At 70.8% G+C, this 22,382-nt stretch carries 21 protein-coding genes; 8 read left to right on the forward strand and 13 right to left on the reverse strand.

What is annotated here, in order from left to right:
* Positions 1-6: 6 nt before the first annotated feature.
* From ACTRO_RS18700 to ACTRO_RS18715, 4 genes are all read right to left on the reverse strand, one after another.
* Positions 7-888, reverse strand: coding sequence for a carbohydrate ABC transporter permease (locus ACTRO_RS18700; protein ID WP_245594419.1), 882 nt, complete (start codon positions 886-888; stop codon positions 7-9).
* Positions 885-1,856, reverse strand: a complete 972-nt coding sequence (locus ACTRO_RS18705; protein WP_051451036.1) for a carbohydrate ABC transporter permease — start codon at positions 1,854-1,856, stop codon at positions 885-887. Before ACTRO_RS18705 ends, ACTRO_RS18700 begins: the two co-directional genes overlap by 4 nt.
* Complete coding sequence (locus ACTRO_RS18710) at positions 1,856-3,181, reverse strand: extracellular solute-binding protein (RefSeq protein WP_051451037.1); 1,326 nt, start codon at positions 3,179-3,181, stop codon at positions 1,856-1,858. The genes ACTRO_RS18705 and ACTRO_RS18710 overlap by 1 nt, the downstream gene beginning before the upstream one ends.
* Positions 3,182-3,337: 156 nt before the next feature.
* Complete coding sequence (locus tag ACTRO_RS18715; RefSeq protein WP_051451038.1) at positions 3,338-4,531, reverse strand: ROK family transcriptional regulator; 1,194 nt, start codon at positions 4,529-4,531, stop codon at positions 3,338-3,340.
* 216 nt (positions 4,532-4,747) lie between these two features.
* Here ACTRO_RS18715 and ACTRO_RS18720 point away from each other — a divergent pair, with 216 nt between their 5' ends.
* Together ACTRO_RS18720 and ACTRO_RS18725 are read left to right on the forward strand one after the other, a co-directional pair.
* Complete coding sequence (locus ACTRO_RS18720) at positions 4,748-4,984, forward strand: hypothetical protein (protein WP_034264712.1); 237 nt, start codon at positions 4,748-4,750, stop codon at positions 4,982-4,984.
* An 82-nt stretch (positions 4,985-5,066) separates the two neighbouring features.
* Positions 5,067-5,708: a suppressor of fused domain protein gene (locus ACTRO_RS18725; protein WP_034264716.1), complete on the forward strand. Its 642-nt coding sequence runs from the start codon at positions 5,067-5,069 to the stop codon at positions 5,706-5,708.
* Between the two features lie 377 nt (positions 5,709-6,085).
* Here ACTRO_RS18725 and ACTRO_RS18730 read toward each other — a convergent pair whose 3' ends face one another.
* Together ACTRO_RS18730 and ACTRO_RS47340 are read right to left on the reverse strand one after the other, a co-directional pair.
* The gene (locus ACTRO_RS18730; RefSeq protein ID WP_157436326.1) at positions 6,086-6,373 is read right to left on the reverse strand and encodes a hypothetical protein; all 288 of its coding nucleotides are present in this window, start codon (positions 6,371-6,373) and stop codon (positions 6,086-6,088) included.
* 1,107 nt (positions 6,374-7,480) lie between these two features.
* Positions 7,481-7,822, reverse strand: a complete 342-nt coding sequence (locus ACTRO_RS47340) for a hypothetical protein (RefSeq protein ID WP_157436327.1) — start codon at positions 7,820-7,822, stop codon at positions 7,481-7,483.
* Between ACTRO_RS47340 and ACTRO_RS43540 the strand changes: the two genes are divergently transcribed.
* Positions 7,812-8,543, forward strand: a complete 732-nt coding sequence (locus ACTRO_RS43540; protein WP_051451039.1) for a hypothetical protein — start codon at positions 7,812-7,814, stop codon at positions 8,541-8,543. The two genes, ACTRO_RS47340 and ACTRO_RS43540, sit on opposite strands and share 11 nt — an antisense overlap.
* A 61-nt stretch (positions 8,544-8,604) precedes the next feature.
* On the opposite strand, the gene rfbH is transcribed toward ACTRO_RS43540, so the two are convergent.
* Both rfbH and ACTRO_RS18745 read right to left on the reverse strand, forming a co-directional pair.
* Complete coding sequence (rfbH, locus tag ACTRO_RS18740) at positions 8,605-9,996, reverse strand: lipopolysaccharide biosynthesis protein RfbH (RefSeq protein ID WP_084316375.1); 1,392 nt, start codon at positions 9,994-9,996, stop codon at positions 8,605-8,607.
* Complete coding sequence (locus tag ACTRO_RS18745; RefSeq protein WP_034264722.1) at positions 9,993-11,108, reverse strand: nucleotide disphospho-sugar-binding domain-containing protein; 1,116 nt, start codon at positions 11,106-11,108, stop codon at positions 9,993-9,995. The genes rfbH and ACTRO_RS18745 overlap by 4 nt, the downstream gene beginning before the upstream one ends.
* A 377-nt stretch (positions 11,109-11,485) precedes the next feature.
* Between ACTRO_RS18745 and ACTRO_RS18750 the strand changes: the two genes are divergently transcribed.
* The 5 genes from ACTRO_RS18750 (at position 11,486) to ACTRO_RS18770 (ending at position 16,254) form a co-directional block, all read left to right on the forward strand.
* Positions 11,486-11,821, forward strand: coding sequence for a Nif11 family protein (locus ACTRO_RS18750; protein ID WP_034264726.1), 336 nt, complete (start codon positions 11,486-11,488; stop codon positions 11,819-11,821).
* Entirely contained in the window at positions 11,818-12,150 is a 333-nt protein-coding gene (locus ACTRO_RS18755; RefSeq protein WP_051451040.1) for a hypothetical protein, read from the forward strand. Before ACTRO_RS18750 ends, ACTRO_RS18755 begins: the two co-directional genes overlap by 4 nt.
* A gap of 22 nt (positions 12,151-12,172) precedes the next feature.
* The gene (locus tag ACTRO_RS18760; RefSeq protein ID WP_034264728.1) at positions 12,173-13,795 is read left to right on the forward strand and encodes a GMC family oxidoreductase; all 1,623 of its coding nucleotides are present in this window, start codon (positions 12,173-12,175) and stop codon (positions 13,793-13,795) included.
* A 31-nt stretch (positions 13,796-13,826) separates the two neighbouring features.
* Positions 13,827-15,389, forward strand: a complete 1,563-nt coding sequence (locus ACTRO_RS18765; RefSeq protein ID WP_034264731.1) for a GMC family oxidoreductase — start codon at positions 13,827-13,829, stop codon at positions 15,387-15,389.
* Between the two features lie 166 nt (positions 15,390-15,555).
* Positions 15,556-16,254: an EthD domain-containing protein gene (locus ACTRO_RS18770; protein ID WP_034264735.1), complete on the forward strand. Its 699-nt coding sequence runs from the start codon at positions 15,556-15,558 to the stop codon at positions 16,252-16,254.
* Positions 16,255-16,359: 105 nt separating this feature from the next.
* Here the strand turns inward: ACTRO_RS18770 and ACTRO_RS18775 are convergent, their stop codons facing one another.
* The 5 genes from ACTRO_RS18775 to ACTRO_RS18795 form a co-directional block, all read right to left on the reverse strand.
* On the reverse strand, positions 16,360-17,850 hold the full coding sequence (locus ACTRO_RS18775; RefSeq protein ID WP_034264739.1) for an MFS transporter: 1,491 nt from the start codon (positions 17,848-17,850) through the stop codon (positions 16,360-16,362).
* Positions 17,851-17,964: 114 nt separating this feature from the next.
* Positions 17,965-18,849, reverse strand: coding sequence for an LLM class flavin-dependent oxidoreductase (locus ACTRO_RS18780; RefSeq protein WP_034264742.1), 885 nt, complete (start codon positions 18,847-18,849; stop codon positions 17,965-17,967).
* Between the two features lie 104 nt (positions 18,850-18,953).
* The gene (locus ACTRO_RS18785; protein WP_051451041.1) at positions 18,954-20,564 is read right to left on the reverse strand and encodes an FAD-binding oxidoreductase; all 1,611 of its coding nucleotides are present in this window, start codon (positions 20,562-20,564) and stop codon (positions 18,954-18,956) included.
* A gap of 54 nt (positions 20,565-20,618) precedes the next feature.
* On the reverse strand, positions 20,619-21,425 hold the full coding sequence (locus ACTRO_RS18790) for an MBL fold metallo-hydrolase (protein WP_051451042.1): 807 nt from the start codon (positions 21,423-21,425) through the stop codon (positions 20,619-20,621).
* A 49-nt stretch (positions 21,426-21,474) separates the two neighbouring features.
* Positions 21,475-22,371 (reverse strand): alpha/beta fold hydrolase, encoded by an 897-nt coding sequence (locus tag ACTRO_RS18795; protein WP_211244331.1) that lies wholly within the window; start codon positions 22,369-22,371, stop codon positions 21,475-21,477.
* Positions 22,372-22,382: the final 11 nt, after the last annotated feature.

A 22,382-nucleotide genomic window follows, 5' to 3' on the forward strand; every position in this document is an offset into this window, starting at 1 on the left:
GAGCGTTCATCCCTTCACGGCCCCGGCGGAGACGCCGGAGACGAGCTTGCGTTGGACGAGGAGGAAGAAGACCACCACCGGCAGCGAGAAGACGACCGAGCCGGCCATCTGGCCACCGAAGTCGGTGCCGGTGTTCGGGGTGCTGAAGGTGGCCAGCCAGACCGGGAGGGTGTACTGGTTCTGCTCCTTCATGAAGGTGTAGGCGATCAGGTAGTCGTTCCAGGCGGTGATGAACGCGAACACGCTCGAAGCGATCACGCCCGGCGCGACCAGCGGGAACAGGATGCGGGTGAGCACCTGCCAGGTCGACGCGCCGTCGATGCGCCCGGCCTCCTCCATCTCGACCGGGACGGCCAGGAAGAACCCGCGCATCACCCAGATGGTGAACGGCAGCACCAGGGCGACGTAGGCGAGGATCAGCCCGAGGTAGCTGCCGATCAGGCCGAGCCGGTCGAACACCAGGAAGGTGGGGATCAGCAGGGCGGCCGGCGGCAGCATCTGGACGACGAGGACGCCGACCATCACGGCGCGCCGCCCGCGGAAGCGGAAGCGGGTGAGCGCCGCCGCGGCGAAGACGGAAAGCAACACCGCCGCCAGCACGGTCACCCCGACGACGATCACGCTGTTGCGAAGGTCGTCGCCGAACGAGGTCTGCGTCACCGCGACCCGGAAGTTGCCGAGGGTCGGGCTGCGCGGCAGGAACAGCGGCGTCGAGGTCATCACCTGCGACCTCGGCTTGAACGCCGTGTTGAGCATCCAGTAGATCGGAAACGCCCACACCAGGCAGAACAGGATCGCGGCGACGCGGGCGAGGTTGCCCCCGCGCGAGCGGCCGGATCCGCCGGGGCCGCCGCGGCGCGCGCGGCGCAGGGGTTGTGCGGTGCTCACAGGTCCTCCCCGGAACGCAGCAGGCTGCGGATGTAGGTGGCGGTCAGCCCGAGCAGGATCACGGTGGTGACCACGGCGAGGGCCGCGCCCTGCCCGACCCGGAAGGTGACGAAGGCGGTCTGGAAGGCATAGACGCCCAGGGTGGTGGTGGCGCCGTTCGGCCCGCCGCCGGAGACCAGCCAGATCTGGTTGAACACGTTGAAGTCCCAGATCACCGACATCAGGGTGATCAGCTTCAGGCTGGGCCGCAGGTAGGGCAGCGTGATCGACCACCACGCGCGCAGCTCTCCGGCGCCGTCGATGCGCGCGGCCTCGAGCGGCTCGGTGGGCATCTGGCTCAGCGCGGCGTAGAGGGTGAGCGCGATGAAGGGCACCGCCTGCCAGACGATCAGCAGCCAGATCTCCAGGTAGGCGAGCGTCGGGTCGTTCGCCCAGTCGGTCTGGGTGAGATCGCCGAACAGGTGCGTCTGCGTCAGCAGCCAGTTCACCACGCCGTATCCGGGCTGGAAGAGCCAGCTCCACACCAGCGAGGAGGCCACCGTCGGCATCGCCCAGGCCAGCACCAGCACGACCGTCGTGGTGGTGCGCAGCACCCGGCCGAGCCGGGTGAGCAGCTGGGCCACGCCGATGCCGACGAGCATGCTGCCGGCCACCATGGCGGCCGTGAACAGCACGCTGCGGATCAGGGCGTGCCAGAAGCCGGGGTCGGCGAGCAGATCGCTGTACTGGCGTGCGCCGGCCATCCGGTAGAAGCCGGTGAACAGCGAACGCTGGTCGTAGTCGGTGAACGAGGTGAACAGGAGGTAGCCGATGGGCGCGACGGTGAAGACCAGCATCACCAGGCCGGCCGGGCTCAGCAGCCACCAGGCGGTGCGGGCCTCGCGCCCGCGGCGGCGTCGGGAGGGGGCCGCCGGGAGCACGGACCCGGGGGAGTCCGTGCTCACCGGCTTCGCCAGCGTGTCCGTCATCAGTTCGCGGTGTTGAGGATCGGGTCGGCGGCCGAGTCGAAGGTGCCGGCCGCGCCCTGCGCGGTGGCGGTGCCGGAGGCGATCGAGGAGAACAGGTTATTGATGTTCTTGGCACCCTCGATCTGGGCCCAGTTCGGGCTGGCCGGGGTCGCCTGGGAGCTCAGGGCGGCGGTGAAGAAGGCCTGGTCGAGCGAAGGCACCGTGCCGGCGGCGGCCTGGATGGACTGGGCGCTGTTGGGGATCCAGCCGTCGTGCCCGACCACCCACTGCTGCTCGATCTGCGGCGAGGCGGCGATCTTCGCCCACTCCACCGCGAGTTCGGCGTCGGCGCTCTTGGCCGCGATGCCCCAGTCGGAGCCGCCGAGCATCACCGGCTGGTTGTGGCCGGACTGGCCCGGGAACGGGAAGGTGCCCAGATCCGCGTCGGTGAGCTTCGGGTTGTCCTTCTCGATGATGGCGAGCGAGCTGCTGGTGGACAGGATCGCCCCGGCATGCCCGTCGGCGAAGACCTGGTTCTGGTCCGGGGTGGTGGTGTCCAGGGTGCGCGAGCCGGCCGTGGAGTAGGCGTTCTCGAAGGTCTTGAAGGCGGCGAGTCCGGCCTGGGCCTTGGCGGAGGCGAAGCCGGAGGTCCAGGTGCCGTTCGCCTGCGTGGCGATCTGCCCGCCGGCGTCCCAGACGAACTGCATGCCGCCGTACCAGTCCTGGCCGGGCAGGTAGAAGGCGGAGAAGCTCGGCGAGTGGTTCGCCGCCTTGACCTTGTCCAGGTCCGCGGTCAGCTGCGCGTAGGTGGTGGGCGCGGCAGTGATCCCGGCCTTGGCCCACAGGGTCTTGTCGTAGATCACCGCGCGGGCGCCGGCGAATCCGGGCACCGCGTAGAGCGAGCCGTCGACGGTGGCCGGATCGACCAGACCGCCGAGCCAGGTCTGACCCTGCTTCAGGTCGGTGGCGTACGAGGAGAGGTCCAGCAGGCCGCCGTTGGTGGCGAAGCTGGCCACCTGGGTGTTGCCCAGGTCGAGCACGTCCGGCGGATTGCTGGTGGCGAGCGCGGTCGTGATCTTCGTGGTGATGTTGGTCCACTCCTGCACCTGCAGGTCGACCTTCGCGCCGGTGGCCTTGGTGAACGCGGAGTCGATCGCGGCGAGCGTCGCGGTGGAGTAGTCGCCGTCCATCACCCAGACCGTCAGGGTCTTGCCGGTGCCGTCGACCGCGGCGACCGAGCTCTGCGGCGCGTCCGCTCCGCCGCCGGCCGAGCCGGTCGAGCAGGCACTGAGAACCATGGCCGCGGCGCCGAGGACGGCGGCCGCGCCGATGCGTGTGCGTATCACGGGTGCACTCCTGGTTTCCGGGCGCGCCGAATCGACGCGCCTTACGATAGCGTCAGGTTTATCAATATATTTACTAACTGTGCGCCCGGAGCGGACGGCTCCGGGGTGGTACGTCTCAGGGCCGGCGGGCGGTGCGCTCCGGCGTCCGGTCCGGTCTCAGAACACGCCGAGTTCGCCGGCCAGCACCAGGCTGGCCGCGCCGATCAGGACCAGGTCGCGGTCGCCCGCCAGCGAGCGCAGCCGCAGCGCCGCGCTGAACGGCGCAAGCGTGCGTTCGCGCAGCGTGGCGCCGACGGAGTCGAGGAACGCGCCGTCCACCAGCTCCGGCGGTCCGGTCACGATGACCTCGTTGAGGTTGAGGGCGCACACGATCGGCGCGAGCACGACGCCGAGCGCCTGGCCCGCCGCGGCCAGCTCGGCCGCGCGCGCGGCCTCGGCCAGGCCCGCGACGCGGCGGCTCAGGTTCGCCGCGTCGATCAGCGGATCCAGGCACCCGCGCCGTCCGCACACGCACGGCTCGCCGGAGGAGTCGACCGTGACGTGTCCGATCTCGCCGGCGGCGAACTGCTCGCCCTCGACCAGCTCGCCGGCCACGACCAGCCCGGCGCCGACGCCGTGCTCGGTCGTGACGATCATCAGGTTGCGCGCCCGGGTGCCGCGGAAGTGCAGCACCGCCAAGGCCGCGGCGTTCACGTCGTTGCCGACGTACGCGGGCGCGCCGAGCAGCGCGGTCAGGTCCTCGGCCATCGGCCGGTCGAACCATTCCAGGTGCGCGGCGTGCCGCACCACCCCGCGGTCGTCCACGATGCCGGGCGAGCCGACGCCGATCCCCAGCACCCGCCGCGGCGCGGCATCGGCCAGGCGGCGGGCGAGTTCGAGCACGAGTTCGTACGCCTCCCCGCCCAGCGCGTCGCCGATCGGCAGCGAATCGCGGCGCACGACGGTGCCACGCAGATCGAGCAGCGCGCCGTGGAAGCTCTCCGCGCCGGACAGGTCCAGCGCCACCACGTAAGCGCCGGCGTCGTCGAGCTCGAGCAGGTTCGAGGGCTTGCCCACCCGCGCCCCGGCCCGCGGCCCGGTCTCCGCAACAAGACCCTCGGCGACCAGGTCGGCCACCAGCGCCGAGACGGTCGGCGCCGTCAGACCGGTGACCTTCCCGAGCTCCGGCCGGGTCTGCGCACCGTCGTGGTAGAGCGTGGCCAGCACCAGCGAGCGGTTGTGCACCCGGTTGTCCTGGGTGTTCGCCTTCACCCGCTGCGGCGCCTCCCGCGTCTGCGGAACCAGGTCGATCAGCCCACGTGCGCCGCCGCCCGCTCCCGCGGACGCCGAACCCCGCCGCTCCTCGCCCATGCTCCACCCACTCCGCTCCGTCGAGCTGCTTTTCTAAAGCCGCTTTAGTTATTGCGTGTGGTCGATGATGGCGGCTCCGCGGACGGGTGTCAAGGGTCCTGCCCCCGTCATTCGGGTGGACCCGGAGCCGTCCGCGATTGGCTTCGAAGAAGCCGGGTATCGGCCCGATAACACAAGCGACGGCCGTCCGGGCGTCACGCCCCGTTTGGAGCAGACATGTCAGAAGGCTTCCTCGCTAAGGCTCGAGAGCAGGCCCAGCACGGTCTGGCGCAAGGGAAGCAGAAGGTCGACGAGATGCAGCAGCAGCGGGCGGGCAACGACCTGCTGCGGAAGCTCGGCGCGGCCTACTACTCGGAGAAGAAGGGCCTCGGCACCGAGCAGGCGACCGAGAGCGCCCTCAGCGCCCTGGAAGCCCACATCACTGCGCACGGAGACGGCTTCCTGCAGGGCTAGCCACACCACAGCGTCACCGAAGGCGCGTCACAGCGAACGTCCGGACCTTGTCGGCGCCGGACGCCGCTGGCATGATCGCCGAATGACGAGCGACGAGGCCGCGCACGCGCCCGCACCGGGTTGGGACGCGATCACGAAGGTGTTCGACACCCTCTACCCGGCGGTCGAACCGAAGCACGTCGGCTACACGCCCGGGCTCGCATTCGGCAGTGGACTGCAGGGCTGCTCCGCCTACCGGGCGGCGGGCCACTGGCACTACGTTACCTACGGCCTCACCGAGCTCTGGGACAAGGAAGCCGACTCCGAGCCGTCCATCAGCGGCTGGGGCTACGAATTCACCATGCGCGTCCCCGTCCCCGCCCTCGATGACGAAACACCGCCGCGCTGGCCCTTCGCCCTGCTCGAGCAGCTGGCGAAGACGAGCAACCAGCACGGCACGTACTACGAAGCCGGCCATCGCATCGACGTCCGCCAGCCCGTCACCGGCCGGCCCGACACGGCGCTGACCGCCCTGGCCATCACGAACGACCCGCAGCTGCTCGAGCCGGTCGACAGCCCCAACGGGTCCTTCACCCTGCTTCAGGTCGTCGGAATCACCGCGCAAGAACTGGCCCGCATGAAGGCCACCAGCACCTCCGCAGTACTCGACGAACTCGCAGAGGCCAACCCGCTGCTCGTCACCGATCCGTCGCGCGCACCAGCCGACACGGGCCTGCAGAGTTAGCCGGGGCGGGCTGCGGTTTCAAGATCTCGCCTCCGGCGCGGGCCCTTCCTCGGAGAGTGCCGGGTTCGCGTGGGTGCCGGCGTGGCCGGGCGGGCTGGGGTTCGGGGCGGTCGGGTGCCGGGCGTGTGCCGGGCGTGTGCTCTCTCCTCGGCCGGTCCCCGGAGGCAATCAGGAACCTGCCGGGAGGTCAAGCGGCGGAGGCTTCCGCTCATGCTCGATCTTGCATCGCGCCGCTTGACCTCCCGGCAGAACCCTGATCGGGCTTCGCCTGCCCGACCGAGGAGAGAGCCCACCCCCTGAGGGGTGGTGCGAGCTGCGCTCGGGCCCGGTCCCGTAGCTCGGCCGCGCTCGATCCGGAAGAATCCTGCATCGCCGTTCTAGGAGGTGGGGCCGCGCTTGGTCCGGTTTCTGACAGTGAGCGAACGAACCGAGAACGCCACTGCGCACAAAACCGCCGCCGCGGACACCGCATCCACGGCATCGAGCCCGGCGCCCTTCCAGCCACGGAGCTCGGCGGCATTGCCGGTCAGATACGCCGCTCCGATGCTGCACAGCATCAGATCGCCTGCCAGGCCGCTACGGCGACCGGTACGGCGCCGCCGATACAGGAACGCCGACCCCTCAAGCAGCATGGCAACGCCAAGAGCCAACATTATCCATCGCATGCCGTACATGATCCGGGCCTGATAACCCGGACCGCAAGGCCCGTCCGTCGACGCGGCACCGCAGCTGTGCCGGGTTGGACGCGGTCAGTCGATTTCCCTGTTCTCCCCGTGCCTGCCGGCACCTTCGCACGCCGGGGAACACGCGCGAGTTCCCCGGAAACAGCCGGAATTTTCTTTATCTGGTAAACGCCGGATACGCGGTTTTTGTCGGTGATGGCATCTAGCATGGAAGCGTACGGGGATCGGGACTTGCGACGGGAGGGGCCGTGGACGCGATGGCTGGGCAGATGGCGTCAGGGGTATGGCCGAAAACGGTGCAGGAATTCCCCTCGGAATGCGATCGAGCCACGCGATCCCGCGGGCGGAATGAGCACCGGGTCGATCGCACCAGGGCGGTGCAGAATCCTTCCGCATCGAATGCGGCTGGCCGCGGGATTCTGCCGCGAGATCTGGGATCGGGATGCTCGGATCAGGGTGACGCAAGATCCAACATGAGGTGCGACCGGATCACCGACGCCTTCACACGGATCGAGAATCGGGATGGCCGGATCACGGCGATGCAGGATCCTTCCGCACCGAGCGCGACCGGACCACGGGCCGGGACCGGGCCCGAGCGCAGCTCGCACCACTCCCCAGGGGGTGTGCTCTCTCCTCGGTCGGGCAGGCGAAGCCCGATCAGGGTTCTGCCGGGAGGTCAGGCGGCGCCATACACAATCCACCACCATCGCGGGCCACCGCCGCTTGACCTCCCGGCAGGTCCCTGATTGCCTCCGGGGACCGACCGAGGAGAGAGCACACACCCGCAACCCCACCACCCCGAACCCCAGCCCGCCCCACCAACAACAGCACCCACCCAAACCCGGCAATCTCTCCGAGAGAAGGGCCCCAGCCGGAGGCGAAAGCTTGAAACCCCAGCTCACCCCGCCAACGCAACGGGTGGGCGGGTGGACAGAAGAACCAGGCGACGCGAAGCGCCCGCCCACGCCATGTCGACAAATCGTGCCACGCCCTTCGCCGGCCGGGGCGAGCTTGAGATGAGCACGTGAAACGACCTTTCCCCCCGTGCGTCAGGGCTGTACCATTCGGTGTCTGATTGTGGAGTCTCGGCTAATTCGGGTTGGGGAGCGGCGTGCGCACGCGAACTGCACTATTGACAGCACTGGGTCTCGGGATCGTCTTGGCATCGGGGCCTTCGGCCTCTGCGGCCACCGGGTCTACCGTCTCCACGTCTTCCGCGTCTGCATCTGCGTCCGCTTCCGCGTCAGCGAGCCCCAAGGCTTCCGCTACGCCGACGGTGTACTGCGGCACGAGCGACCTGCGGTGGTCGGTACCGTCCTCAGGCGCAACCGTTTCGGTCCCTTCCACCGGTGTGCGTGCCACCGTTGCGACGACGTTGCATAACTCCAGTTCGGCCGACTGCGGGGACAGCGGATTCATCATGCTGCTCATGGCGGAGGACGGCAGCAAGCCGAAGCCGACTCTTCAGTGGCGCATGGACGGCGGAGCGTGGCACAGCTTGGCCCTGACGTGGAACCCGGGCATCGTCAACGGCAACGCCTCCTGCGCCAGCCCTTGCTGGAAGACCGGGATGATCTCGTTCGATGTGCCGGCGCACGCGACCTACACGATCGATTTCGCCGTCATCTTCAATCCCGGCTCAGAGAGCTTCTTCTCCAGCGGCGTGTACTACACAGCCAACGCGATGGTCCCCGACGGCGTGGCCGGGCCGGAGGACGCTTTTTCTTACATGGACCCGAATGCCCCACTGAACGGCAGCTCCGGCAGCAGCTCGTCTTCGCACGGTTCCAGTGGCAGCTCGTCTTCGCACGGTTCGAGTAGTGGCTCGTCTTCGGGCAGTTCCGGCAGCAAGTCGTCTTCGAGCGGCTCGCGGACGGCGGTTCCGTCTCAGTCCGCCGTGGCGAGTCCCCATCCGAGCGTCAGCGCGACGCCCAGCCCGGCGGCCGACACTGCGACGGTCTCCGTCAGCTCTCCCCCGGCCAGCCTCGCGGCGTCGCCGAGTCTCGCTCCGGTCGCCGACGCGAAGGCTGGCGGTTCCGGCATGTCGGGCGACGTCCTATGGATTGCCATCATGGTGGTCGTACTCGCGGCCGGCGCCGGGTACGTACTGACGAGGCGTAGGCGCGGCAATCCGCCGCGGTCGGGCGCCTGACCTCGGCTGAGCCACGAGGCCGGTGGGGCCCCGGAGTCCGCACTCCCCGGGGCCCCGGATCTTAGGAGACCTTCGCGCCGGTGGCGAAGTCTCGGATGGAGCGGGCCATGTAGTCGACCATCTCGGTGGTCAGGCGCGGGTGCACGCCGATCCACAGGCTTCGCTCCGTGATGATGTCGCTCGTCGTCAGCTCGCCGGAGACGCGGTAGTGCGCGTCCTGGTACGCCGGGTGCCGGGTGAGGTTGCCCGCGAAGATCTGGCGGGTGCCGATCTTGCGGTCCTCGAGGAACGCGACGAGTTCGCGGCGGGTGAAGCGCGCGTCGTCGGACACCGTGAGCGGGAAGCCGAACCAGCTCGGATCGGCCCCTTCGGTCGCCCGCGGCAGGATCAGGCCGGGCACGTCGGCGAGCCCTTCCCGCAGCAGCCGCCAGTTGCGCCGGCGGGCCTCGCCGAAGCGGTCGAGCTTGGGCAGCTGGGTCAGGCCGAGGGCGGCCTGCAGGTCGGTGCTCTTGAGGTTGTAGCCGATGTGAGTGTACGTGTACTTATGGTCGTATCCGGCGGGGAGCGTACCCAGCTGCCAGTCGAAGCGCCGATGGCAGGTGTTGTCCACTCCCGGCTCGCACCAGCAGGCGCGGCCCCAGTCCCGGACCGACTCGGCGATCTTCGCGAGCATCAGGCTCTTGCTGGCGACGCAGCCGCCCTCGCCGGTAGTGATGTGGTGGGCCGGGTAGAAGCTCGAGGTGGACAGGTCGCCGAAGGTGCCGGTCAGCGAGCCGCGCAGCCGGGAGCCCAGCGCGTCGCAGTTGTCTTCGATCAGCCAGAGTCCGTGCTCGCGGGCGATCTCGGAGATCCGGTGGGCGTCGAAGGGGTTGCCCAGGGTGTGGGCGAGCGCGATCGCCTTGGTGCGCGGGCCGATCGCCGCCTCGACCGCCTCCGGGGTCGCGTTGTAGGTGCCGAGCTCGACGTCGACGAAGACGGGCACCAGGCCGTTCTGCAGGATCGGGTTCACCGTGGTGGGGAACCCCGCGGCCGCGGTGATCACCTCGTCGCCCGGCTGCAGTCTGCGCTCGCGCAGCCGAGGCGAGGTGAGCGAGGTCATCGCGACGAGGTTGGCCGAGGAGCCCGAATTGACCAGGAGGGACTTGCGCACGCCGAGCATCCGGGCGTAGGCGCGCTCGAAGTCCTTGGCGATCGGCCCGGAGACGATCCGCAGGTCCAGCGCCGCGGCCACCAGGGCGACCCGGTCCTCCTCCGCCAGCACGGCGCCGGCGGGGAGCAACGGGGTCTGCCCGGGCACGAACTGCTTCGGGAACTCGAGCAGCCGGTGCAGTTCGCGCGTGGCCCGCTCGACCCGCCGGCGCGCCTCGGTGACCTCGTCGTCGAGCGTGGGCAGCGGAGCGAGAGCCGCGTCGAACTCCGCGGAGTCCCGCAACTCCGTCGTGGTCAAGGTCATCGGGCCACCCCCGCGAGAACGGAGCGGTCGGTGGCGACCGCGTCTTCGATGAAACGCACCGTCTGGTCCGTCGAGGGCGCCAGCAGCATCTGCCTGCGCAGCCCGGTCACCGCCGTGTGGAACCGCTCCTCCTTGCGCAGCGCCGCGGCCGCCTGAGCCACGGACTGCGCGGTCAGCTGCTCCGAGTGGAGGCTGATCCCCGCGCCCACCTCGGCGACCCGGTCAGCCTGCTGATACTGGACGCACATCAGCGGAACCACCAGGGCGGGGATGCCGTGCGCCAGCGAGGCGAGGACGCTGCCCGCCCCTCCGTGGTGCACGACCAGCTCGCAGTGCGGCAGGACCCAGTTGAGCGGCACGTCGCGCACGAGCCGGACGTCCCCGGGCAGATCCTGCGCCTCGAGCCGGGCGCCCGCGGCGACGACGATCTCGAGATCGAGGCCGCGCAGCCCCTCGATCACCGAGGCGAGCACCGAGCCGTGGTCGCCCTTGATCGGGACGTTGCCGAGGGTCACGCACACCCTCGGCCGCTTCGGCTCGGCCAGCAGCCAGTCGGGCACGATTCCCGTGCCGTGGTAGGGCGCCCAGCCGAAGTGGCGGATCGGGCGCTCGTAGTCGCGCTTCTGCAGGCCCGGCGGGCAGATGTCGATCTCCATGATCGGCCCCGGCACGCCGTCGGGCAGACCCCAGGACTGGTGCAGCGGTTCGAGCGCGCGAGCCGCCGGCGCGTCGATCCCGCCCGGAGTGGCGAGCCCCCAGCCGTGCACGACGGTCGGTATGCCGAGCCGGGCCGCGGCGATCGGGCCCGCGTACTCCCACTCGGAGGTGATCACGAGGTCGGGGCGCCAGCGTTCGGCGAGGGCCACGACCCCGGGAGTGTGCCGCTCGCTGGTCGGCACGTAGAAATCGACGACGTGCTGGGCGAGGGCGTCCACCCCGGCCTGCTGCGTGCTCGCGGCGGCGTCGACCCGGGTGATCTCGCCCAGGCCGGGGCCGTCCCCGACGGACGCCGCGGACAGTCCGCTGGACGCGGCGACCGCGCGGAAGGGGCCGCCGGCCGCGATCAGCACCTCGTGCCCCGCGTTGCGAAGGCTCCAGAGCAACGGGACCATCGGATACAGGTGCCCGTGATTCGGCGCCGTAGTGACCAGAACTCTCATGCGTCCCCCAACTCGCGAAACGGTGTCGATAACCCCGCCTGCCCACACAGGCGAATCGGCTTTCGCCCAGGATGGCTTCGACAGGGCCCTGAGTCGACTGGAGGGGAGCGAGTGACGCGGACTGCTCGGAGTCGGCGGGTGAAGTCCGTTAAGTCCGGCCTCTGAAATCAGGTTCCCGTCTCCGGTGATCGGCGACTTGACGTTCAGCGACGCCGTATCCGCCGCTTTCGGGGCGCCCTGCGCCCGCCTTGTTGACCAGGTGAGGCCGCGCTGCGGATGGTGTTGGTCGAGGTATTCGCGCCTGAGAGGAAACGAGGTCCGGCGCTGACATGTCCGAGATCCAAGCACTGAGATTCCTGATCGCGGCATCCGGAGACCGGGTCCTGATGGACCGGTACAACCGGCGTGATCTGACCCAGCTGGTCTTCCATGCCAAGCACGACGGCTTCGACTTCACCGCCGAGGAACTCGCGGCGGTCGTCGGCCCGCTGGAGATCGGCGTCATCCTGGAAAAGGACGGTGAGAGCGTGGACGAGGCCAGTTCGCTGTGGCGGCGGATGTGGGGCCGCCCGCATCTGGAGTACGTGGCCGAGGCGGTGATCAGCCGTTTCACCCGGGCCGAGCTCGAGTCCTCGCAGGCGGTCGTGGCCGAGGAGGCGCGATGAGCGGGAACGCGACGACGGGCACGGCCGGCGGCGCGGACAACGTCATCGCCTTCATCCGGCTGCTGAGCACCCGCCCCGATCTCCTCGAGCGGCTGAGCCCGCTGCCCAAGTCCGAGGTGCTCGAGCAGGCCGCGGCGCTGGGCCTGCCCTTCGCCGAGGCCGACTTCGACCCGCTGGTCTGGGGTCTGGAGATCAAGCTCGCCGAGTGGCGCGAAGAGGCCTTCGACGGCAACTTCCCGCTGTGGCGCACGATGTGGGGCCGCACCTACCTGGAGTACCTGGTGGCCGACCTCCTGCCCGCCTTCGAGGAGACCGGGCTGGTCCGGTAGTGAAGAGGGAGGGGAGAGCGAGATGACGGTGAGCACGGAGGAATTCGACTACGTGGTCGTCGGCGGCGGGACGGCCGGGTGCGTCCTGGCCGCCCGGCTGTCCGAGGACCCGGACGTCACGGTGCTGCTGCTGGAGGACGGCCCCGCGGACACGCTGCCCACGCTCCGGGACGCGCGTCTGGGGTCGGTGCTCTCCCTGTGGGGCGACCCGGCGGTCTCCCGGGTGCACCGGAGCGTGCCCCAGCCCGGGCTGCTCGGCCGGGAGATCGACATCCCCCAGGGCCGGGTGCTGGGCGGCGGCAGTTCCATCAATGCCCTGCTCCACGTGTGGGGCCACCCGCTCGACTACGCGGACTGGGACCCGCAGGGCAAGGAGGGCTGGTCGTACCCGGATCTGCTGCCCTACTTCCAGCGCGCCGAGACCTACCGGCCCGGGGCCGTACCGGTTCGGGCCGGAGCCGGACCCGCCGGGGACGCGCGCGGCCTGAAGGGCCCGTTGGGCGTGGTCGGACTCCAAGCCCCGGCGGAGGTCTCCACCGCCTTCATCCGCGCGGTCGCCGGGTGGCCCTCGGCCGGCGGCGTGGTCGCGGATCACAACACGAAGCCGGATCCCGGATCCGGCTTCTACTACCAGTCCGCGCGGGAGCCGGGCGGGGTGCAGCGTTCGAGCGCCGCGTCCGGCTACCTCGCCCCGGCCTCCGGCCGGCCGAATCTGAGCGTGCGCACGGCGGCGCGGGCCACCCGGCTGCTCTTCGAGGCGGACCGCGCAGCCGAGGTCGAGTACGCGCACGAGCCGGGCCGGGCGGAGTCGCGGATACTGCGCCGGACCAGAGCGCGGCGAGAGATCCTGGTGTGCTGCGGCGCCCTCGCCACGCCGGGGCTGCTCGCCCGTTCCGGAGTCGGGCCGGCCGAGCAACTGCGAGAGTTGGGCTTGCCCGTGCTCGCCGACCTGCCCGGCGTGGGCCAAGGCCTGCAGGACCACCTTTTGTTCGGAGTCGGCTACGGCAGCACGCGTGCCCTGCCCGATTCCGAGCTGCTGGCGGAGGCAGGGCTCTTCCTGCGCAGCGGGATCGGCGACGCGGGCGGCCCGCCGGATCTGCAGTTCTTCTTCGGTCCGGTCCAGTTCGTGCCGGACGCGTACCGGGCGGACGGTCCGGGCTTCACCCTGGCTCCGGTGCTGCTGCACCCGGCCAGCCGCGGCGAGGTGCGGATCGCGAGCGCCGACCCCTTCGCCGACCCGATCGTCGATCCGCGGTATCTCTCGGCCGAGCAGGATCTCGCCGTGCTGGTGCGCGGCCTGGAGCTGGCCCGGGAGCTGATCGCCCGGCCCGAGCTCGACGGCTTCCGTGGCCCGGAGCTCGCGCCCGGGACCGGCGTCGTCGCCAGGGCCGGGCTCGAGGACTACGTCCGCCGCTACGCGTCCACGGTGTGGCACCCGGTGGGCACCGCCCGGATGGGGGCCGACCCGGACGCCGCGGACGAGCCGGCCGTGGTCGGGTTCGACCTCGCCGTCCACGGTGTGCGCGGGTTGCGGGTGGTCGACGCCTCGGTCATGCCGTCGCTGCCGAGCGGCAACACCAACGCGGCCACCGTCGCGATCGCGGAGAGGGCCGCCGCGCTCATCCGCGGCACGCACGGCGCCTAGTGCTCCCACCGACGTCCAGAAGGGTACACACATGAGCGACCACTACGATTTCGTGATCGTGGGCGGCGGCGCGGCCGGGCTGGTGCTGGCCAACCGCCTGTCCGCGGACGATCAGGCCCGCGTGCTGGTGCTCGAGGCCGGCCCGGACGAGTACACCGACGTCCACCGCGATCCCGAGCGCTGGGCCCAGGTTTCGCTGAGCTCGGGCGACTGGGCCTACCTCTCCGTGCCGCAGGCCGAGACCTACCAGGACCGGGTCTACCTCGCCGCCGGCAAGGTGCTCGGCGGCTCCTCCACCATCAACCACCTGATCCACATGCAGGCCTGGGACGCCGACTTCGACGCCTGGGCGTACCAGGGCGCGGCCGGCTGGTCGGCGCAGGACGTGCGGCCCTACTTCGAGGGCATCGTGGAGTCCGGCGGGGGCCCGCTGCCCAGCCTGGACGCCGGCCAGGCCGGAAACCCGCTCTCCCAGGCCTTCATCGACGCCTGCGTCGAGCTCGGCTACCCGCGCTTCTCCGACTACAACACCGGGGAGAGCGGCGTCGGCTGGCACCGGCAGAACATCAAGAACGGCATGCGGCACACGGTGCGGGCCGGCTACTTCGATCCGGTGCGCTCGCGGCCGAATCTCACCGTGCTCGACCGGGCGACGGCATCCCGGCTGCTGTTCGAGGGCAAGCGCTGCGTCGGCGTCGAATACCTGCGCGACGGGGCGGTGCACCAGGTCGCCGCGGACACCGAGGTGATCCTGAGCGCCGGTGCGATCGAGTCGCCGAAGCTGCTGGAGCTCTCCGGAGTGGGCGCCGCGGACCAGCTGGCGCGGCTCGGCGTGCCCACGGTGCTCGACCTGCCCGGCGTGGGCGAGGCCTTCCAGACCCAGCCCTTGGTGATCGGTCCGAGCGGCTACATGGACCGGCCCGGGCCGAACGTCGGAACGGCGAACGAGCCGGTGCTGTTCTGGAATTCCGCACCGGGTCTGCCCGCGCCCGACATGGAGCTGTGGTTCCTGCCCCGGGCCCCGTGGGGGGACACGCTGCTCAAGACCCTGATCGAGTGGAAGAACACCGGTGGCGGCGCCATCAACGTGACCGAGCCCGCGTACATCGACCCGCACGTAGTGCTGCTGCTCGGTGCCGTCGTGCGCCCGCTCTCGCGCGGTTCGGTGCACGCGGTGTCCACCGACGCGACGGCCGCGCCGGCCGTGGACCCGGCCTACTACCGCGAGCCGGGAGATCTGGACCTGGCCGTGCGGATCGCCGAACTCGGCCGCGAGGTGCTCGCGCAGGCGCCGCTGGCGAAGGGCTGGGGCCTGGTCGAGGCCAGCCCCGGACCGGGTCTCGTGGGCAGCGGCGGGCTGCGCGAGTGGGTGCGCCGCAACACAGGGTCCTTCCACCACTACAGCAGCACCTGCCGGATGGGGGTGGACGGCGACGCGGTGGTGGACCTGCGGCTGCGGGTGCGCGGCGCCGAAGGGCTGCGCGTGGTCGACGCCTCGGTGATGCCGAGCATGCCCTCCGGCCACACGCACGCCACGACGGTGATGATCGCCGAGCGCGCGGCCGAGTTCATCGCCGAGGACCACGCGCGCTGAATAAGGGCTCTACAGGGTCCGGATCCGGATCCGCCCCTTCCGCCGCGGGCCGCCGCCCGCGGCGGGTTCCCCTTGCCGGGAACAGATTCGTTCCAGAGCCGAACAGACCGAACAGACCGAGCAGACCGAACAGACCGAGCAGTCTCGACGAGAGAAGGAGAACCCCATGATCCATCAGTTCATTCTGGCCGCGCCGAAGCCCGGGCTGAGCGCCGAGGCGTTCCAGGAGTACTGGCGCACGGTGCACGCCGTGCAGTACGCCTCCCGCATTCCGCAGATCCGCAAGTACCTGATCGACACCCGGGTGGCGAACCCGGTGGAGCTCGGCGAACCGCAGCTGCCGCACCAGGGCATCGCCGAGATCTGGCTCGCGAACGGGGAGGAGCAGCTGGCGTCGCTGCAGACCGAGGAGTTCCTGCAGGGCGCGCGGCTGGACGAGCCGAAGTGGGCCGCGTTCTGGCTCACCCTGGTGCTCGACACCACCGCCCACGAGATCCTGCCGGCCGCCGCCGCGCGCACCGACCAGGTCGTGTGGACCGTGCTGCACAAGCGCAAGCCCGGGCTGGCGCTGGCCGAGTACCGGGAGCGCTCCCTGCAGGAGTACGCCCCGGCCGTGGCCAAGCTGCCCGGTCTGCGGCGCTACCAGCACAACCACGTGAACGACGGCGCCTACGTCTTCGGCGAGTCCTCGTTCGACAGCGTCGAGCAGCTCTGGTTCGACGATGTGGAGCAGCTGGTCGCGGCCGTGCGCTCGCCGGAGTACTCGGAGTCGGTGGAAGCCGCCCGCGCGGCGCTGCTCGACCCGCGCTACACCTTCTCGCTGACCGGGCGTCAGCACTGGATCATCGGCCCCGAGGCCCGCTGACCCGGCGGCGCCGCCCGCGCTCGACGACCCGAAGAAAGAGCCTGTCCCCACTGCCGGAAGGCAGTGGGGACAGGCTCTTTCACACAGCGGGCGGGCGAACGCCGCTCACGTCCCGGCCACCGGAGCCGGCTCCGCGGCCGACGCGTCGGCCTCTGCTCCGACCGTCGCCTGCGTCGCCCGCGGGCGACGCTCGAGCACGGCCACCGTCAGCGCGATCAGCAGGCCGACGAGGGCGATACCGAGGTCGACGGCCAGGCCCGGGCGGTAGCCGCGCAACTGCGCGGACGCGCTCGAGCCGGCGCCGCTCTCCGCGGAGACCACCGCCGAGACCGCCGCCAGCAGCACCGCGCCGCCGATCTGGAACGAGGCGTTGACCAGTCCCGAGGCCATGCCCTGCTCCTGCGCCGCCACGCCGTTGGTGGCCTGCACGGTCAGCGACGGGAACACGAGCGCGAAGCTCAGACCGACCAGGGCCACCGAGGGCAGCACCAAGCCCGCATAGCTGTCGTGCTCACCCATCCGCAGCAGGTTCGCGTAGCAGCCCGCGAGCAGCACGAAGCCGAGGACGGAGAGCTTCGCCGGGCCGAACCGGCCCATCAGCCGGCCGATCCGGGTGGAGCAGAGCGCGACCAGGACGCCCGCGGGGAGGAAGGCGAAGGCCATCTCCAGCGCCGACCAGCCCAGCACGGACTGCAGGTAGAGCGTCGCGATGAACTGATATCCGGTGTAGGTGCCCATGAAGATGAAGCCCGCGATGTTGCCCGCGGCCAACGCCGGCGAGCGCAGCAGTCCCAGGCGCAGCAACGGATTCGCGACCTTCAGCTCGATCACGATGAAGGCGGCCAGCAGCGCAGCGGCGGCGACCAGCGAGCCGATCGTCCGGGTCGAGGCCCAGCCCGCGTTCGGGGCGTCGCTGACCGCGTAGACCACCAGCAGCAGCCCGGCCGTGACGGTGATCGCGCCGGCCGCGTCGAAGCCGCGCCGCGCGGGACGCGCGTCCGAGGCGTCCCGCGGCACCAGCATGTAGCCGGCCACGAGCGCGATCAGCGCGATCGGCGCGGGGAACAGGAAGGTCCAGCGCCAGCTCAACTCGGTCAGCAGGCCGCTGAGCACCAGCCCGAGCGAGAAGCCCGCGGCGGCGCAGGTGGTGTAGATGCTGAAGGCGCGGTTGCGCTGCGGCCCCTCGGCGAAGGAGGTGGTGATGATGGAGAGCCCGGCCGGGGCGGTGAATCCGGCCGTCACGCCCTTGACCACCCGGCTGACCACGAGCAGCGAGCCGGCCGTGGCCACGGCGCCGACCAGGGAGGCGACGGCGAAGACGCCGAGCGCGACCAGGAACACGCGGCGCCGGCCGAGCAGGTCGGCGCAGCGGCCGCCGAGCATGAGGAATCCGCCGTATCCGAGCACGTATCCGCTCACCACCCACTGCAGCGTGGAGGTGTTCAGGTGCAGTTCGGTACGGATCGAGGGGAGCGCGACGCCGACCATGGAGACGTCCATCGCGTCGAGGAACATGGCCGCGCAGAGCACAGCGAGCATTCCCCACAGGCGCGGGCTCCAGCGGGCCGCGTAGGGGGGAGCGGAGAGATTGGACATGACGGTTCTCTCTTGTCTAGTCGGTACGCGGGAGGCGCGGGTGGGGTCCCGGCCCGCGGGGACGGGTGGGCCGCGGCTCGTGGAGCTGAGCCGCGGCCCGGGGTACGGCAGGGGTCAGCGAAGCCCGACACCCGCTTCGCGCAGGGCCTCGGCGGCCAGGTCGATCTGCGCCGGGTCGGCGCTGGTGGGGAACAGCACGAGCTGTCCGCAACCGGCGTCCGCGAAGTCCGCCGCGCGCTTGCGCAGCGTCTCCTCGTCCGTGATGGCCAGGGAGACGGCGTAGTCGACGTAGTCGGCCGGGAAGTGCCGGTAGTGCGCGCGCAGGTAGTCCTCGGCCTGCCGCGCGGCGTCCGGGCCGAGCGCGAAGTACTGCGCGAACTTGAACACCGGCGCGCCCTCCCGCCCGGCCGCGGCCCAGGCCGAGCGCACCTGCTCGGCCGACGCGGTGAAGCCCTCGGGCAGCGCGTCGCCGCCGACCCAGCCGGCGCCGAGCCGTGCCGCCCGGGCGAAGGCGGCCGGGGTGTGGCCGCCGATGAGGATCTCGGGGGCGCCGACGGGCAGCCGGCCCGAGACGGTGCGGCCCTTCTCGTCCGCCTCCCCGGCCCACACGCCGCGCATGGTGCCGAGGACGGTGTCGAGCCGGCGGCCGCGCCCGGCGGCGCTCAGGCCGACCAGCTCGTAGTCGCCGGGGTTGCCGCCGAGTCCGACGCCGAGCGAGAGCCGGCCGCCGGAGATCTTCTGCACGGTGGCCGCCTGCCGGGCCAGCTGCCGTCCGTCGCCGCGCAGCGCGGGCAGCAGCACGTAGGTCAGCAGGCCGATCCGCGAGGTGACGGCCGAGGCCGCGGCGAGGGTGGCGAGCGGTTCGAAGCTCTCCGCGCTGAGCCGGTCGAGCGCGGCGAGCGCGGCGAAGCCGCGCAGCTCGGCGCGGCGGGCGTAGGCCAGCAGGTCCGGGCCGCCGACCTGGGCCACGGTGGTGGGCAGGCCGATCGCGATGTCCATGTCGGGTTCTCCTTTCGCGTGGATGCGTACGGGCCGTTCCGGCCGGACAGCCCGCGCGGCGCTTTGGCCGGCGGGCTGCCTCGGTCGCGGTCCGGCGCCTGAGATCAGGGCGCTGTGACCGACTGCGAGTGGCGGAAGACGTTCAGCGGGTCCCAGCGGGCCTTGACCCGCTGGAGCCTCGGGTAGTTGTCCTTGAAGTAGAAGGTGTGCCAGGGCACGCCGGACCGGTTGTATTCCGGGTCGACGATGTCCATGTCGGGCGTGTTCACGTAGCAGCCGTCGTACTGCTCGCCGGGAACCGGGTAGCCGCCGGTCTCCGCGAACAGCTCGCCGTAGAGCCCGCGCGTCCAGGCCAGGTTCGCCGCGTCGCCGTCCTTGCCGGGCCACAGCACCTGGAACAGGTTCAGGAAGATGTGCTCCCGGTGGGCGTTGGCCGTGGCGTCCGGGGCGGGCGCCGCGATCTGACCGCCGCCGAAACCGACCATGGCGAACACCGCGGTCGGGTTCTCCAGCTCCGGCGAGGTCAGGTAGCGGTGGATGATCCCGATCTGCTCGGCCGTGTAGCCGGACTTGAGGTAGGCCGACTTCAGGCAGTTGCGCTGGGTCGGGTTGTTCAGCGGCGGCTGACTGGTCGCCAGGATCTTCACGGCGCGCAGCCAGGGCAGCTCGCGCGCGGTGAACAGCTCCGGCAGCGGCGGGTACTCGAAGCTTGGGTTGTCCGCGGGGACGGTGTCCGCACGCACGCCCTCGAGCATCGCGGCCATGTACTGCGCGTAGAGCTCCCGGGCGCCATCGACCGCGGCGTCCACCTGCGTGATCAGGTTGATCACGCCCGCGGACACGTGGTTGAGCAGCAGGAAGCCGCACAGCGCCGTCTTCGGGTCCTGCGGCGAACGGTGCTGCTCGTGCCAGCGCTGGTAGTTCGACACGAGGCGGCCGAACTGCTCGCGGTCGAGCTGGGCCCAGGGGATGGCGCACGCGTTGAGCAGGACGTTCTTCGGCGGGTTGATCAGCTGCTCGCCCGGCTCGTGCCCGGTCGCGCCGGGGGCGCGGAACCAGAACCGGGTGACCACGCCGAAGTTGCCGCCGCCGGCGCCGGTGTGGGCCCACCACAGGTCGTGGTTCGGGTCCTGCGGATCCCGGCCGGCGACCACCGCGCGGGCGGTGCCGTCCGGGTCCACCACGACCACTTCGACGGCCTCGATGTAGTCGGCGACCACACCGTGCTGCCGGGAGAGGAAGCCGTATCCGCCGCCGAGGGCGTGTCCGCCGATGCCGACCGAGTAGCACAGGCCGGCGGGCAGCGCGACGCCCCAGTTGCGGAAGAGCGTCTCGTACATGTTGAGCATGCGGGCGCCCGAGCCCACCGAGAAGGCGCGGCGGGCCGGGTCGTACTCGATCTGATCGAGCCCTGAGACGTCGATGATGGTGCGCACTTCGGAGTTGAAGACGAAGTCGGCGAAGCAGTGTCCGCCGGAGACGACGGACAGGCGCTTGCCGGCGCGCACCGCCTCCTGCACCGCCTCGACCACCTGCGCGGTGGAGCGCACGAGGCGGATCTCGTCCGGGTTGGCGGTGAAGCGCGCGTTGTGCCCGACGGTGAGTTCGGCGTAGCGCTCGTCGCCGGGGCGGACGGTGAGCGCCTCGAGAGCTGTCCGGGTGTCGGCGTCGGACCCCGCGAGGCGCGGGGCGATGCCGTCGGCTATGTCGACCACTGGCGTGGTCCTCTCTGTCCTTTCCGGCGCGGGGCCGGGACTGCGGAACCGGAGTCAGGCCCTTGCGGGGAACTGGACGCTCGCGCTGTACTGCAGCATCCCGAGCAGCGCGAGGTCCGGGTACTTCGCCTCGATGGCCGCGATCACGTCCTGCGGGCCGGAGGCGGTGGACAGCGCCGCGTCGAAGTCCTCGAGGTAGGCGCGGTTGAACGCGATCAGCGCGGCCGCGTCTTCGATCGCGTTCGGGCCCTGGTGTCCGGCCACGATCCGCTCGGGGGCGAGGGCGGAGACGGCGTCGAGCGAGTCGAGCCACAGCTTGCGCGCCTTGACGTCGGTCTCCACCAGTCCCAGGTGGGCGCCGTTGTACAGCAGGTCGCCGGCGATCACCGTGCGCAGCGCGGGGATGTGCACCAGCGTGGTGTCGGCGGTGTCCCCCTGCGCGAGGGTGACCAGGGCGATGCGGTGGCCTTCGAGCTCCAGGTCCTCGGCCTGCTCCACCGGGAGCGTCGGGATCGTCGGCACGTCGTTGCCGAACGGCTCGGTCCAGCCGTCGAAGTTGCCCTGCGAGGAGGCTATGCCCCGGGCCACCACCGGCGCCGCGACCACGCGCGCCTCCGGGAAGGCCTCGAGCAGGGCCGGGGCGCCGTAGTAGTGGTCGGGGTGCTTGTGGGTGACCACGATCGCGGTCAGCGTTCGCCCGGAGTCGAGGATCCGGGCGGCCAGCCGGCGGCCGGCGGACAGCGTCAGCTGCGCGTCCACGACGATCGCTTCGCGCCGGCCCAGGATCAGCGCGGAGGTGACGTGGAAGTTGTCCTCGCCGGCGACGAAGACGTCGACCGACAGGTCTGAGGTGTCAACCATGGATAGCCCTTCGGGATTCGATGATGCGTCGGTTTCGGTGCCGCGGCGGTCAGGCCATCGGGTGCTTGGCGAAGAAGTCCCCGAGGATCTCGCCGACCGCCTTCGGGTTCTGCAGCTGCAGGCCGTGGCCCGCGCCGAGCACGCCGGCCCGCTCGGCCTGCGGGAAGAAGTCGAGCAGGAAGCTGTGGACCTCGCGGAAGCCGGGCATGTGCGTCTCGCTGTGCTGGCCCAGCACGCTGAGGATCGGCATGGCCGGCTTGTCCGGGATCAGCTCCGCGGCCTTCGCCATGGTGAAGTCCCAGCCGCCGAGCGAGGAGAAGTCGACGCCGAAGGTGATGTCGGCGACCTCCTCGACCCGCTGCCACACGTCCAGCGGGCAGGTCAGCTCGACCGCGGAGAGGTAGTCCGGGCCGCACACCGCGGTCATGTACGAGGTCTGCGCGGTCAGCCGCTCGCCGGCCTGGTAGCGGCCGAAGGCGGCGATGGCGGCGTCGTTGTTCACCTTGACCGCGGCCTCCTCCTCGCGGGGCAGGTACGGCTCGAGCAGCGCCGCGGAGTGCACCCGGTCGGCGTGCGCCCGCAGGAACTGGAAGCCGATCACGCCGCCGAAGGAGTAGGCGACCAGGTGGACCTTGGCGATGCCGAGGTGGTCGAGCAGTTCGGCCGCGTGGTCCGCCATCTCCTCGATGGTCAGGCCGTCCTTCTCCAGGGTGCTGCCGTTGTAGCCGGCCCGGTAGTAGCTGATGAACTGGTACTTCTCCAGCAGTTCCGGGGAGAAGCGGACCAGCGGGGTGACCAGTCCGTCGGCGATGGAGGTGCAGTGGATGAGCAGGACCGGCTCGCCCTGCCCGACGACGGTGTACTTGAGTTCCGCGTCCTTGACCCTGGCCGTCTTGTCGTGCTCGAGCTTCCAGTCCCGGCCGAGATACAGCGCCGTGCTGCTCATGGAAAACCCTT

The organism is Actinospica robiniae DSM 44927 (genome assembly GCF_000504285.1).
GTDB lineage: Bacteria > Actinomycetota > Actinomycetes > Streptomycetales > Catenulisporaceae > Actinospica > Actinospica robiniae.

What these genes read in the sequence shown, in the direction of transcription:
- ACTRO_RS18705 (WP_051451036.1), bottom strand. Translation starts at nt 1,856, where the DNA reads ATGACGGACACGCTGGCGAAGCCGGTGAGCACGGACTCCCCCGGGTCC.
- ACTRO_RS18715 (WP_051451038.1), bottom strand. Translation starts at nt 4,531, where the DNA reads ATGGGCGAGGAGCGGCGGGGTTCGGCGTCCGCGGGAGCGGGCGGCGGC.
- ACTRO_RS18720 (WP_034264712.1), top strand. Translation starts at nt 4,748, where the DNA reads ATGTCAGAAGGCTTCCTCGCTAAGGCTCGAGAGCAGGCCCAGCACGGT.
- ACTRO_RS18725 (WP_034264716.1), top strand. Translation starts at nt 5,067, where the DNA reads ATGACGAGCGACGAGGCCGCGCACGCGCCCGCACCGGGTTGGGACGCG.
- ACTRO_RS18730 (WP_157436326.1), bottom strand. Translation starts at nt 6,373, where the DNA reads ATGCGATGGATAATGTTGGCTCTTGGCGTTGCCATGCTGCTTGAGGGG.
- ACTRO_RS43540 (WP_051451039.1), top strand. Translation starts at nt 7,812, where the DNA reads ATGCTGCTCATGGCGGAGGACGGCAGCAAGCCGAAGCCGACTCTTCAG.
- ACTRO_RS47340 (WP_157436327.1), bottom strand. Translation starts at nt 7,822, where the DNA reads ATGAGCAGCATGATGAATCCGCTGTCCCCGCAGTCGGCCGAACTGGAG.
- rfbH (WP_084316375.1), bottom strand. Translation starts at nt 9,996, where the DNA reads ATGACCTTGACCACGACGGAGTTGCGGGACTCCGCGGAGTTCGACGCG.
- ACTRO_RS18745 (WP_034264722.1), bottom strand. Translation starts at nt 11,108, where the DNA reads ATGGTCCCGTTGCTCTGGAGCCTTCGCAACGCGGGGCACGAGGTGCTG.
- ACTRO_RS18750 (WP_034264726.1), top strand. Translation starts at nt 11,486, where the DNA reads ATGTCCGAGATCCAAGCACTGAGATTCCTGATCGCGGCATCCGGAGAC.
- ACTRO_RS18755 (WP_051451040.1), top strand. Translation starts at nt 11,818, where the DNA reads ATGAGCGGGAACGCGACGACGGGCACGGCCGGCGGCGCGGACAACGTC.
- ACTRO_RS18760 (WP_034264728.1), top strand. Translation starts at nt 12,173, where the DNA reads ATGACGGTGAGCACGGAGGAATTCGACTACGTGGTCGTCGGCGGCGGG.
- ACTRO_RS18765 (WP_034264731.1), top strand. Translation starts at nt 13,827, where the DNA reads ATGAGCGACCACTACGATTTCGTGATCGTGGGCGGCGGCGCGGCCGGG.
- ACTRO_RS18770 (WP_034264735.1), top strand. Translation starts at nt 15,556, where the DNA reads ATGATCCATCAGTTCATTCTGGCCGCGCCGAAGCCCGGGCTGAGCGCC.
- ACTRO_RS18775 (WP_034264739.1), bottom strand. Translation starts at nt 17,850, where the DNA reads ATGTCCAATCTCTCCGCTCCCCCCTACGCGGCCCGCTGGAGCCCGCGC.
- ACTRO_RS18780 (WP_034264742.1), bottom strand. Translation starts at nt 18,849, where the DNA reads ATGGACATCGCGATCGGCCTGCCCACCACCGTGGCCCAGGTCGGCGGC.
- ACTRO_RS18790 (WP_051451042.1), bottom strand. Translation starts at nt 21,425, where the DNA reads ATGGTTGACACCTCAGACCTGTCGGTCGACGTCTTCGTCGCCGGCGAG.
- ACTRO_RS18795 (WP_211244331.1), bottom strand. Translation starts at nt 22,371, where the DNA reads ATGAGCAGCACGGCGCTGTATCTCGGCCGGGACTGGAAGCTCGAGCAC.